Origin of the sequence: Nocardia sp. NPDC058497, assembly GCF_042720195.1 — a bacterium.
Classification (GTDB): Bacteria; Actinomycetota; Actinomycetes; order Mycobacteriales; family Mycobacteriaceae; genus Nocardia.
On record NZ_JBHXMY010000157.1, the window covers coordinates 1 to 11,346 of the forward strand.

Here is an 11,346-nt window from a genome sequence, read left to right on the forward strand (position 1 = left end):
GGGGGGGGGGGGGGGGGGGGGGGGGGGGGGGGGTGTGGGGGGGGGGTCCGGGAGGGGGTGTGGTGGGGGGGGGGGTGGGTGGGGTTGGTGGAGTCGTGGTGGGTGGGTGGGGGGCCCCCCGCGCCCCCCCCCTCGGGGGGGGCCCGGCCCGGGAGACCTGTTCGGGATGTACCCCGAGTTCGGTGAGCGTTCGCAGTACGTGCGCAACATCATGGCCGACAACCGGGTGCGGGTGCGGCTGCACGGGCGCTGGCACAGCGGCATCGCCCACCTGGTGCACGACGACGATCCGCGTGCCCGGCTGCGGGCGCTCCCGCGCTACAACAGCGCCGCGGTGCGCGCGGTCGGTACCGACCTGCTGACCATCCGGGTCGACCTGACCGGCTAGCGCTCGGCGGCCAGCCAGACCGCGCTGGTCGGGGCCAGGGTGACGGTCGCCGAGGCGGGGCGGCCGTGCCATGCGGTGTCGTCGGCGGCGACCACACCGAGATTGCCGACGCCGGAGCCGCCGTATTCCTGGGCGTCGGTATTGAAGACCTCGCGCCAGGAACCGGTGTGCGGCAGGCCGATCCGGTAGTCCTCCCTGGTCGAGCCGGAGAAGTTGAACACGCAGGCGACAGCGCTGCCGTCGGATCCCCAGCGCAGGAACGCGAAGACATTGGCCGCGCTGTCGTCGGCCTCGATCCAGGAGTGCCCGCCGGGGGTGGTGTCCTGGCTCCAGAGCGCCGGGTGTGCGGTGTAGGTGCGGTTGAGGTCGGCGACCATTGTCGAAATGCCCTGGTGCAGCGGGTTTTCCAGTTCGTGCCAGTCCAGGCCGCGGTCGTTGTCCCATTCGCGGAACTGGCCGAACTCCTGGCCCATGAACAGCAGCTGCTTGCCGGGGTGTGACCACATGTAGGCGAGCAGGGCGCGTACGCCGCTCGCCTTGGCGAAGTCGTCGCCGGGCATCCGCGTCCACAGCGTGCCCTTGCCGTGCACGACCTCGTCGTGGCTGATCGGCAGCAGGTAGTTCTCGCTCCACGCGTAGACCAGCGAGAACGTCATCTCGTTGTGGTGCCAGGACCGGTGGATCGGGTCGCGGCCCAGGTAGCCGAGGGTGTCGTGCATCCAGCCCATGTTCCACTTCATGGTGAAACCGAGGCCGCCGACATCGGTGCCGCGGGTGACGCCGGGCCAGGTGGTCGACTCCTCCGCGACAGTGACCACGCCCGGGTAGGCGCGGTGCACGGTGTCGTTGAGTTCCTGCAGGAAGTCGACGGCCTCGAGGTTCTCTCTGCCGCCGTAGATATTCGGCTCCCAGCCGCCCTCGGGACGCGAGTAATCCAGGTAGAGCATGGAGGCGACCGCGTCGACGCGCAGGCCGTCGATGTGGAACTCCTCGATCCAGAACGCGGCGTTGGCGACCAGGAAGTTGCGGACCTCGTTGCGGCCGAAGTCGAAAACGTAGGTGCCCCAGTCGAGTTGCTCGCCGCGGCGCGGGTCGGGGTGTTCGTAGAGCGGGGTGCCGTCGAAGCGGGCCAGCGCCCATTCGTCGCGCGGGAAGTGCGCGGGCACCCAGTCCAGCAGCACGCCGATGCCCGCGTTGTGCAGGTGGTCGACGAAGTAGCGGAAGTCGTCGGGGCTGCCGAAGCGGGAGGTGGGCGCGTAGTAGGAGGTGACCTGGTAGCCCCACGAGCCGCCGAACGGATGCTCGGCGACCGGCAGCAGTTCGACATGGGTGAAGCCGGTCGTGCGGACGTAGTCGGCGAGCTGGTGCGCCAGCTCGCGGTAGCCGAGGCCGGGACGCCACGACCCGAGGTGCACCTCGTAGACGCTCATGGGGGAGTGGGTGGCGTCGGTGCGCGCGCGGCGGTCCAGCCACGCGCTGTCGGTCCACACGTGATCGGCGCGGCTGACCACCGACGCCGTCGCCGGCGGCACCTCGGTCGAAAAGGCCAGCGGGTCGGCATGATCGACGACGCGGCCGTCGGCGCCGTGCACCCGGTACTTGTAGCGCGTGCCGGGCGCGACGCCGGGCACGAACACCTCCCACACCCCGGAGGTGCCGAGTGCGCGCATCGGCGCCGAGCTGCCGTTCCAGTGGTCGAAATCGCCGAAGACGGTGACGCCGCGGGCATTCGGCGCCCACACCGCGAACGAGGTGCCGTCGACATCGCCGTCGAGGGTGGTGTAGTGCCGTGGATGCGCGCCCAGCACCTCCCACAGCCGGGTGTGGCGGCCCTCGCCGATCAGGTGCAGATCGAACTCGCCGACGGTGGGCAGGAAGCGGTAGCCATCGGCGGCGACCACCGTCTGGCCGCCGGGGTATTCGGTGCGCACGCGGTAGTCGTCGATCCGCGGATACGGCAGGACCGCGGCGAAGACGCCGTGCCCCAGCGACTTCAGTGGATGTTCGGTGGCGCCGATCAGCACGGTCACCGTCTCGGCGTGCGGGCGCAGCACCCGGACCGCGGTGCCGTCGGCGTGCGGGTGCGCGCCGAGGACGGTGTGCGGGTCGGGATGGGTGCCCGCCGCCAGCAGCATCAGATCGCGGCGTTTCATCTACAACGTCCTGCGATAGGCCAGCGGTGCTCGGGCGGCGGCGGGGACGGCGGGCAACGCGAGGATGTGGGCGGGGGCGCGGGCTGGGTCCAGGCGCACGAAATTGGTTTGGCCCCAGTGGTATTCCTCGCCGCTGACCTCGTCGAACACCACCGGGTGGTCGTGCCATTCGCGGCCGATCGCGGGCAGGTCCAGCGAGATGTGGCCCTGTTCGGCGCCGTACGGGTTCAGGTTCACGATCACCAGCACCGCGTCACCGGAGATCGGATCGAACTTGGAGTACGCCAGCAGCGCGTCGTTGTCGATCGAGTGGAAGTGGATGCAGCGCAACTGCTGTAGCGCGGGGTGGGCGCGGCGGATCTCGTTGAGCCGGGTCAGCCACGGTTCCAGCGACTCGCCGCGGGCCAGCGCGCCGGCGAAATCGCGGGGCCGCAGCTCGTACTTCTCCGAATCGAGGTATTCCTCGCTGCCTGGGCGCACCGCCTCGTGCTCGAACAGCTCGTAGCCGGAATACACGCCCCAGGTGGGGGACAGGGTCGCGGCGAGGACGGCGCGGACGGCGAACATGCCCGGCCCGCCGTGCTGCAGGCTCTCATGCAGGATGTCGGGGGTGTTCACGAACAGGTTCGGCCTGGCCTCGTCGGCCTTGGCGGCCAGCTCGTTGCCGAATTCGGTGAGCTCCCACTTGTACACGCGCCAGGTGAAATACGTGTAGGACTGGCTGAAGCCGCGGCGCGCCAGACCGTAGAGCCGGGCCGGGCGGGTGAACGCCTCGGACAGGAAGATCACGTCGGGATCGGTGCGGCGCACCTGCGCGATCAGCCACTCCCAGAAGTCGGCGGGCTTGGTGTGCGGGTTGTCGACGCGGAAGATGGTGACGCCCAAGGCGATCCAGTGCCGGACCACCCGCAGCACCTCGGCGTAGAGGCCGTCGGGGTCGTTGTCGAAGTTGACCGGGTAGATGTCTTGGTACTTCTTCGGCGGGTTCTCGGCGAAGGCGATGGTGCCGTCGGGCAGGGTGGTGAACCACTCCGGGTGTGCCTGCACCCACGGGTGGTCGGGCGCGCACTGCAAGGCGAGGTCGAGCGCGACGTCCAAGCCGAGATCTGTTGCGGTGGAGACGAATGTGACGAAATCGGCCTCGGTGCCGAGCGCGGGGTGGATCGCGTCGTGGCCGCCCTCGGCCGAGCCGATGGCCCACGGCGAACCGACATCGCCAGGTTCGGTGGTGAGGGTGTTGTTGCGGCCCTTGCGATTGATCTCGCCGACCGGATGAATCGGCGGCAGGTAGACCACGTCGAAGCCCATGCCCGCGATGCGGGCGAGTTCACGCGTGGCCGTCGCGAGGGTGCCGTGCACGGGGTTGCCGTCGGCGTCCCAGCCGCCGGTCGAGCGCGGGAAGAACTCGTACCACGACCCGACCAGTGCGCGGCGGCGCTCCACCAGCACCGAGTGCTGGGCGCCACGGGTGACCATCTCGCGCAGCGGGGTCGCGCGCAGGATCTCGGCGACCTCCTCGGAGAACGCGGGCGCGACCCGGGCGGGGAGCTGCTCGTCGCCGCGCAGGGCGGTGGCGGCGGCCCGCAATCGTTCGAACTGCTTCTTCGGGACCAGCTGGGCTGCCTGCTCGAAGAGGGTGGCGCCGATCTCGAGGTCGTTGGCCAGGTCGGCGGCGGACTGGCCGACCGCGAGCTTGGCCTCGACGGCCGAACGCCAGGTCGCGATCGGGTCGCTCCAGCCCTCGACGCGGAAGGTCCAGGTGCCGGGGGTGTTCGGGGTGAAGATCGCGTTGAAGACGTCCGGTTCGTAGTCGGGCGTCATCCGGATGCGGGTGATGCGCGACGAGCCGGGCGCGCGGACCGCCAGCGTCGCGGCCACGGCGTCGTGGCCTTCGCGCCATACGACGACGCGGACGGGAAACACCTCGCCCACCGCGGCCTTGGCCGGGCGCCCGCCGGGTATCGACGGGGCGATGTCATCGATGGCAATCCGGCCGGTCACCGCACAAACCTACTGCATGTGCGGCGGTCGGGGGTTGCGGGACGCGGGCCCCGTGTGCGTGGGTTCGGCGGCCGGGCGCCACCAGAATCGCGGCCAGGACGCGCTCCACACGCTGTCGGATTGCGGCGCGGCGCAGCCACGCGCCTGCCCCATCGGCGGCCAGGACGCTGCCGGTGTATAGGCGGCGTCGAGGACGATTTCCCGGCGGTCAGGCGGCGCGCAAGCCCGCGAGGAGCCGGTCGAGCGCGGCGAGGGTGTCGGGGAGCGCGCCGGGGTCCGTGCTGGTGGCCAGCCACAGGGCAGCCTCGTTCATCGCGCCGGAGAGGAGCTGGGTCAGCGGGGCGACCGGTTGCGGCGGCAGGATCTCGGCGTCGACCAGTGCCGCCAGCGCTTCGTGCAGGTGGCGCTCCGAATTGGCCTCGTCCATGGCGCGCCATTCGTGCCAGCCGAGCACAGCGGGACCGTCGATCAGCATGATCCGCTGGACCAGGGGGTCGGCGCAGGCCCGCAGGAAGGCGGCGCAGCCGGTGGTCAGCTGCGTCCACGGGTCAGGCTCGGCGTCCGCGGCGGCGGCCACCTGCGCACCGACCTCCTCCTGCACCTGTGTGAGCACTGCCTTGAACAGGTCGGCCTTGCTGTCGAAGTGGTGGTACAGCGCGCCTTTGGTGACCCCGGACGCCGCCACGATCTCCGACAAGCCAACGGCCGCATAGCCTTTCACGGCAAACAGTCGCCTGCTCTGCGCCAGCAGAACCCGCCGCGTCTCCTCCCGCTGCTGTGTCCGCGTCATCGCCGTCCTCCTATTGACCTACCGCCGGTATGTGAACTAGTCTACGATACATACCGACGGTATGTGAAAGGGAAACGTCATGGCACTGAGCAGCTTCTACCCGGTCCTCGCCACCACCCAGATCGCGGAATCGCGCGACTTCTACACGCGCTGGTTCGGCTTCGAGATCACCTTCGAAGCCGACTGGTACGTCAGCCTGCGCCGCCCCGGCGGCGACGGCGAACCCGCCTACGAGCTGGCCCTCCTCGACCCCACCCACCCGACCATCCCCGCCGGCTACGGCAAACCGGTCCAGGGCATCGTCCTGAACTTCGAGGTCGACAACGTCGACACAGAATGGGAACGCCTCGTGGTAGCCGGCGGCCTGAAGGCCGAACTCGAACTCCGCACCGAAGACTTCGGCCAACGCCACTTCATCGTCACCGACCCCTCCGGCGTCCTGATCGACGTCATCACCGAGGTCCCCCCGAGCCCGGAATTCGCGGCCTTTTCCGCCTCTCCGCGTACTTAGCGGGTCTCCCGGTAGCTCGACTGTTGGTAGTCGGGCTCGCGTTGGGTGGGCGTGGGCTCGGAGGTGAGTGGGGAGTTACCCATGTTCCCGCGTGATCAGTGGGTTTCGGCCTTGTGTGGGTGCGCCTCTATGGGCTGGTCCCGGTACTGTGTGGCGGGTGAAGGCACTTCGTCGGTTCACTGTCCGTGCCCATCTGCCGGAGCGGCTCGCCGCGCTGGGTGAGTTGTCGACGAACCTGCGGTGGTCGTGGCACGGCCCCACGCAGGATCTGTTCGCCGAACTCGACCCGGAGCTGTGGCGTGTCGTCGGCCAGGACCCGGTGCGGATGCTGGGGGAGGTGCCGGCCGAGCGGCTCGACGAGCTCGCGGCCGATCCCGCCTACATCGCCCGTGTCGACGCGGCGGCAGCCGGTTTGCGGGATTACCTGACCCGGCCGCGCTGGTTCCAGGAGCAGACCGGAACCGACGTGGCCGGGATCGCCTATTTCTCGATGGAGTTCGGCGTCACCGAGGTGCTGCCGAACTATTCCGGTGGTCTGGGCATCCTCGCCGGTGATCACCTCAAGGCCGCTTCGGATCTGGGGCTGCCGCTGATCGGCGTCGGGTTGCTGTATCGCTCCGGGTATTTCCGGCAGTCGCTGTCGGCCGATGGCTGGCAGATGGAGCACTATCCGGCGCTGGATCCGCAGGGTCTGCCGTTGCGGTTGCTCACCAGCGACGGGTCGCCGGTGCTGATCCATGTCGGCATGCCGGAGGGCAGGGTGCTGCGGGCCAGGGTGTGGATCGCCCAGGTCGGCCGGATTCCGTTGCTGCTGCTCGATTCCGATATCGCCGAGAACGATCCGGAGTTGCGCGCGGTCACCGACCGGCTCTACGGCGGCGACCAGGATCATCGGATCAAGCAGGAGATCCTGGCGGGTATCGGCGGTGTCCGCGCGGTGCGCGCCTACACCCGCGCCAACGGCCTGCCCGATCCCGATGTCTTCCATATGAACGAGGGCCACGCCGGTTTCCTCGGGGTCGAGCGGATCCGCGAATTCATCGCGGACGGACTGGATTTCGACACCGCGCTGGCCGCGGTGCGCGCGGGCACCGTCTTCACCACGCACACCCCGGTGCCCGCGGGCATCGACCGGTTCCCGATGCCGCTGGTGCGCCGCTACTTCGGTGGCGCGCATGGCGAATCCGAATCCGCTTTGCTGCCAGGGCTTTCCATCGACCGGATCCTCGCCTTCGGGCGGGAGTCCGATCCGTCGGTGTTCAACATGGCGCACATGGGTCTGCGGATGGCCCAGCGCGCCAACGGCGTCTCGAAGCTGCACGGCGAGGTCAGCCGGGAGATGTTCGCCGGGCTGTGGCCGGGATTCGACGCGTCCGAGGTGCCGATCGGCTCGGTCACCAACGGCGTGCACGCGCCGACCTGGGCGGCGCGGGAATGGATCGACAAGGCCCGCGAGCTCGTCGGACCCGAACTGGTCGAGGAGGCGCGGGGCTGGGAGAAGCTCAGCGATGTCGACCTCGGGCAGCTGTGGTCGACGCGAAACACCTTGCGCGGCGTGCTGATCGACGAGGTGCGCCGCAGGCTGCGCGCCTCCTGGCATCAGCGCGGCGCGGCCGATGCCGAGCTGGGCTGGATCGACGACGTCTTCGACCCGAATGTGCTCACCGTCGGCTTCGCCCGCCGCGTGCCCACCTACAAGCGCCTCACGCTGATGCTGCGTGACCCCGAACGGCTGCGCGCGCTGCTGCTCGATCCCGAGCGACCCGTGCAGCTGGTGGTGGCGGGCAAGAGTCACCCCGCCGACGACGGCGGCAAGGCGCTGATCCAGCAGGTCGTGCGCTTCGCCGACGACCCCGCGGTGCGGCACCGCATCGTCTTCCTGCCCGACTACGACATGTCGATGGCCCGCTACCTGTACTGGGGTTGCGATGTGTGGCTGAACAATCCGCTGCGCCCGCTCGAGGCGTGCGGTACCTCCGGCATGAAGTCCGCGCTCAACGGTGGGCTCAACCTGTCCATCCGCGACGGCTGGTGGGACGAGATGTACGACGGCGAGAACGGCTGGGGCATCCCCACCGCCGACGGCGTCCGCGACGAGCACCGTCGCGACGATCTCGAGGCCTCGGCACTGTACGAACTCGTCGAGCGCACGGTCGCGCCCCGTTTCTACGATCGCGACGCCGCCGGTGTCCCGGTCCGCTGGACCGAGATGGTGCGCCACACCCTGCAGACCACCAGCCCGCAGGTGCTGGCCTCGCGCATGGTGCGCGACTACGCCGAGCAGTACTACGGTCCCGCCGCCGCGGCGTTCGGCCGGGCCGCCGCCGACAAGTTCGCCGGCGCCACGCAGGTCGCCGAGTACCGCAAGCGGGTCGACGCGGCCTGGCCGTCGGTGCGGGTGGTGCAGGTCGACAGCTCCGGACTGCCCGACACCCCGGTGATCGGCGCGGAACTGTCGCTGCACGCGCGCGTCGAACTCGGCGGGCTCGCGCCCTCGGATGTCGTGGTGCAGGCCGTGCTCGGGCGGGTGTCGCCGGCCGACGACCTGTCCGACACCACCGTCATCGAGATGACGCACACCGGCACCGACGACGGCACCCTTCTGTATTCCGTGCAGTCCCCGGTGCCGCTGTCCGGCGCGGTCGGCTACACCGTGCGGGTGCTGCCGCGCAACGCGCTGCTCGCCTCGGATGCCGAGCTGGGGCTGGTGGCCGTCGCAGGGGCGTGACCTGGACTCGGCTACCGTTCCTGGGTCATTCTTCTCGAGAAACGCGGACTGGAGTGTCATGGCCAGCGATGTCGCAACCCGTGCCCGAGGGCGCCTCGACAGATACTTCGGTGTCACGTCGAGCGGGTCCACCTTCAAGCGCGAGGCGATGGCGGGCACGGTCACGTTCCTGGCGATGTCGTATGTGCTGGCGGTGAATCCGTCGATCCTCGGTGACGAGGGCGCACTGGGCGACAAGGGCATCCCGATGCAGGCGGTGTTCACCGCGACGGCGGTGGCCGCGGTCTTCGGCACGCTCGTCATGGGCATCTGGGCGAAGTACCCGATCGCGCTCGCGCCGGGCATGGGCCTCAACGCGTTCTTCGCCTACACGGTGGTGCTCAGCATGGGCATCCCGTGGCAGGTGGCACTGTCGGGCACGTTGCTCTCGGGCATCATCTTCTTCATTCTCGCGGTCACCAAGGTCCGCGAGCGGATCCTCAACGCGATCCCGTTGCAGATGAAGTTCGCGGTCGGCGCAGGTATCGGGTTGTTCGTCGCGTTTCTCGGTCTGAAGAACGCGGGCATCGTCGTCAACAGTGACGCGACGCTGGTCGCCCTGGGTGATTTCACCAAGGGCACCACCCTGCTCGCGCTGTTCGGCCTGGTGGTCACGGTGATCTTCCTGGTGATCGGCTGGCACGCCGCGGTGCTCTACGGCATCGTCGCGACCACGATCCTGGGCATGGTGACCGGGCTGGTCGGCGTGCCGGACGGCATCGCCGAGCTGCCCAAGGGCCTGGATCAGACCTTCGGCCAGGCGATCATCCACCTGCCCGACGCCTTCACCGCGCAGATGATCGTCGTCGTGCTCACCATGCTGTTCGTCGACTTCTTCGACGCCTCGGGCACGCTGATCGGTGTCGCGAACCAGGCGGGTCTGCTGAACAAGGACGGCACGCTGCCGCGCGCGGCGAGTGCGCTGGCCGCCGACTCGGTCGGCACCACGGCGGGCGCGATCATCGGCACCTCGACCACCACGGCCTATGTGGAATCGACCGCGGGTGTGTCGGCCGGCGGCCGGACCGGTCTCACGGCGGTGACGACGGCGGGCTGGTTCCTGATCGCGATGTTCTGCTATCCGGTGTTCTCGGTGATCGCCGGATCGGCCGAGGTCACCGCGCCCGCGCTGATCGTGGTCGGCGTGCTGATGGCGCGCGCGCTTGGCGATATCGACTGGCAGCACCTCGAATACTCGGTGCCCGCGTTCCTCACCGTGATCATGATGCCGCTGACCTATTCGATCGCCAACGGATTGGCGATGGGCATGATCTTCTACCCGGTGGTGATGGTGGCCCGGGGCCGGTACAAGGAAGTGCATCCGGCCATGTGGGGGTTGATGGTGCTTTTCCTTGGGTACTTCTTCTTCCTCGTCGAGTAGGCGTTCGCACCATAGGTATGCCTATACTTAGGCTAGCCTAGCCAAGCTTGAAGGAGAGTTACCTATGAAGCGCTCGCTCGTTGCCGCGTCGATGGCGGTTGCCACCATCTTCGCGCCGGTCACCGCTGCCGTCGTCGCCACCGCTCCCGCCGCGATCGCCGCCCCGGCGACGCCGTCGGTCGGTCAGCTGCAGGGCAAGCTGCAGGCCGCCATGAACGGCTCCTCGGCCGAGCTCGAGTCGGGCAACGGGGCCGGCATGATCGTGGTTCGCGACACCGTCAACCGCATCCCCGGTTACAGCTGGAACGTCTCGGGTCCGGTGACTGTGGACGGCGACACCCTGTCGGCCACCCTGAACAGCCGCCTCGGCGACTACGCCTTCCCGATCCCGGTGACCTGGAAGGACATCGACGGCACCTGGAAGCTGTCGCAGGAGTCGGAGAGCACGCTGGTCAGCTACGCGACCATGGCGTGGTGAGCTGAGTTCTTTCATCTGGAAAGGTCGTCCCCGCGCGGGGGCGGCCTTTTCGGCATTTTGTGACCAGGGTCACAGAATTGGTGGGGGCGGCGTGAAATAGTTGGTCCGGGACCCAGGGTTGTGACCGGAAGAGGCAATCGGACCACGGTCCGATTGCGGGCATGGATCGAATCGCAGATGAGGAAACGATGACCGACACCGCTACCCGCACCACTCCCACTACTACCGACGAGGTCAATGCGCTCGGCATCGGCCTGCTGGTGCTCCGCGTCGGCTTCGGCGGCCTGATGGCCGCCTACGGCACCCAGAAGTTGTTCGGCTGGTTCAACGGCATGGGCTGGCAGGCCACCACCGACGGCTTCGAGGCAATGGGCTACAACCCGGGCGTGGTCTTCGGAACACTGGCCGGGCTCAGCGAACTGGTCGGCGGCCTGCTGCTGGTCTTCGGGCTCTTCACCCCGCTCGGGGCCGCGATCGTCGTCGGCACGATGATCAATGCGATCAACGTGCTGTGGAGCGGCGGCCTGTTCCCGGAGGATCCGTCGGTGACCGGCTTCTCCAGCCCGCTGGTCTACGCGATCGCCGCGGCCGCGCTGGCGTTCACCGGTCCGGGCCGTTTCTCGCTCGATGCCGGACGCCCGTGGGCGCGCCAGGGTGTGGTGTGGGGTGCCGCGGCCATTGGCGTCGCCGTGGCCGCCGCGGTGCTGACCCTGATCCTCAAAGCAGCGCTCTGAGCTGACACGACAGCGGCGCGGTAACCGGAATCCGGTTGCCGCGCCGCGTCTTTCGTTCCCGGCCGTGGTCATTTCGTCATCGGCCGGATGCCCGCGGTTCCACGCGGGACCCCCACCTGTCGCGGCGGGGGGTTAACCGCCTC

The 11,346-nt window shown here is 69.0% G+C and carries 8 protein-coding genes and 1 pseudogene; 6 read left to right on the plus strand and 3 right to left on the minus strand.

Features of this window, described 5'->3' with window-relative positions; all coding sequences use genetic code 11:
- Positions 1-100: 100 nt before the first annotated feature.
- A pseudogene (locus ACFWPJ_RS13375) lies at positions 101-388 on the plus strand (nitroreductase/quinone reductase family protein); the annotation flags it as partial.
- Here the strand turns inward: ACFWPJ_RS13375 and glgB are convergent.
- From glgB to ACFWPJ_RS13390, 3 genes are all read right to left on the minus strand, one after another.
- Positions 385-2,541, minus strand: coding sequence for a 1,4-alpha-glucan branching protein GlgB (gene glgB, locus ACFWPJ_RS13380; protein WP_378850625.1), 2,157 nt, complete (start codon positions 2,539-2,541; stop codon positions 385-387). The pseudogene ACFWPJ_RS13375 and the gene glgB sit on opposite strands and share 4 nt — an antisense overlap.
- On the minus strand, positions 2,542-4,542 hold the full coding sequence (locus tag ACFWPJ_RS13385; protein WP_378850628.1) for a maltotransferase domain-containing protein: 2,001 nt from the start codon (positions 4,540-4,542) through the stop codon (positions 2,542-2,544).
- A 208-nt stretch (positions 4,543-4,750) separates the two neighbouring features.
- Complete coding sequence (locus ACFWPJ_RS13390; RefSeq protein ID WP_378850631.1) at positions 4,751-5,332, minus strand: TetR/AcrR family transcriptional regulator; 582 nt, start codon at positions 5,330-5,332, stop codon at positions 4,751-4,753.
- 79 nt (positions 5,333-5,411) lie between these two features.
- On the opposite strand from ACFWPJ_RS13390, the gene ACFWPJ_RS13395 reads away from it, so the two are divergent.
- The 5 genes from ACFWPJ_RS13395 to ACFWPJ_RS13415 all read left to right on the plus strand — a co-directional run bounded on the left by ACFWPJ_RS13395 (position 5,412) and on the right by ACFWPJ_RS13415 (position 11,203).
- Positions 5,412-5,843, plus strand: a complete 432-nt coding sequence (locus ACFWPJ_RS13395) for a VOC family protein (protein ID WP_378850634.1) — start codon at positions 5,412-5,414, stop codon at positions 5,841-5,843.
- Positions 5,844-6,000: 157 nt separating this feature from the next.
- A complete protein-coding gene (gene glgP, locus ACFWPJ_RS13400) occupies positions 6,001-8,571 on the plus strand; it encodes an alpha-glucan family phosphorylase (RefSeq protein WP_378850636.1) in 2,571 nt (856 codons plus the stop codon).
- A gap of 58 nt (positions 8,572-8,629) precedes the next feature.
- The gene (locus ACFWPJ_RS13405; protein ID WP_378850639.1) at positions 8,630-9,991 is read left to right on the plus strand and encodes an NCS2 family permease; all 1,362 of its coding nucleotides are present in this window, start codon (positions 8,630-8,632) and stop codon (positions 9,989-9,991) included.
- A 64-nt stretch (positions 9,992-10,055) separates the two neighbouring features.
- Complete coding sequence (locus ACFWPJ_RS13410; protein WP_378850642.1) at positions 10,056-10,469, plus strand: hypothetical protein; 414 nt, start codon at positions 10,056-10,058, stop codon at positions 10,467-10,469.
- 188 nt (positions 10,470-10,657) lie between these two features.
- Positions 10,658-11,203, plus strand: coding sequence for a DoxX family protein (locus ACFWPJ_RS13415; RefSeq protein ID WP_378850645.1), 546 nt, complete (start codon positions 10,658-10,660; stop codon positions 11,201-11,203).
- Positions 11,204-11,346 lie beyond the last annotated feature (143 nt).

Excerpts from the sequence above, each read along its gene's own strand:
- glgB (WP_378850625.1), bottom strand. The coding sequence starts at position 2,541 with ATGAAACGCCGCGATCTGATGCTGCTGGCGGCGGGCACCCATCCCGAC.
- ACFWPJ_RS13390 (WP_378850631.1), bottom strand. The coding sequence starts at position 5,332 with ATGACGCGGACACAGCAGCGGGAGGAGACGCGGCGGGTTCTGCTGGCG.
- ACFWPJ_RS13395 (WP_378850634.1), top strand. The coding sequence starts at position 5,412 with ATGGCACTGAGCAGCTTCTACCCGGTCCTCGCCACCACCCAGATCGCG.
- ACFWPJ_RS13405 (WP_378850639.1), top strand. The coding sequence starts at position 8,630 with ATGGCCAGCGATGTCGCAACCCGTGCCCGAGGGCGCCTCGACAGATAC.
- ACFWPJ_RS13410 (WP_378850642.1), top strand. The coding sequence starts at position 10,056 with ATGAAGCGCTCGCTCGTTGCCGCGTCGATGGCGGTTGCCACCATCTTC.
- ACFWPJ_RS13415 (WP_378850645.1), top strand. The coding sequence starts at position 10,658 with ATGACCGACACCGCTACCCGCACCACTCCCACTACTACCGACGAGGTC.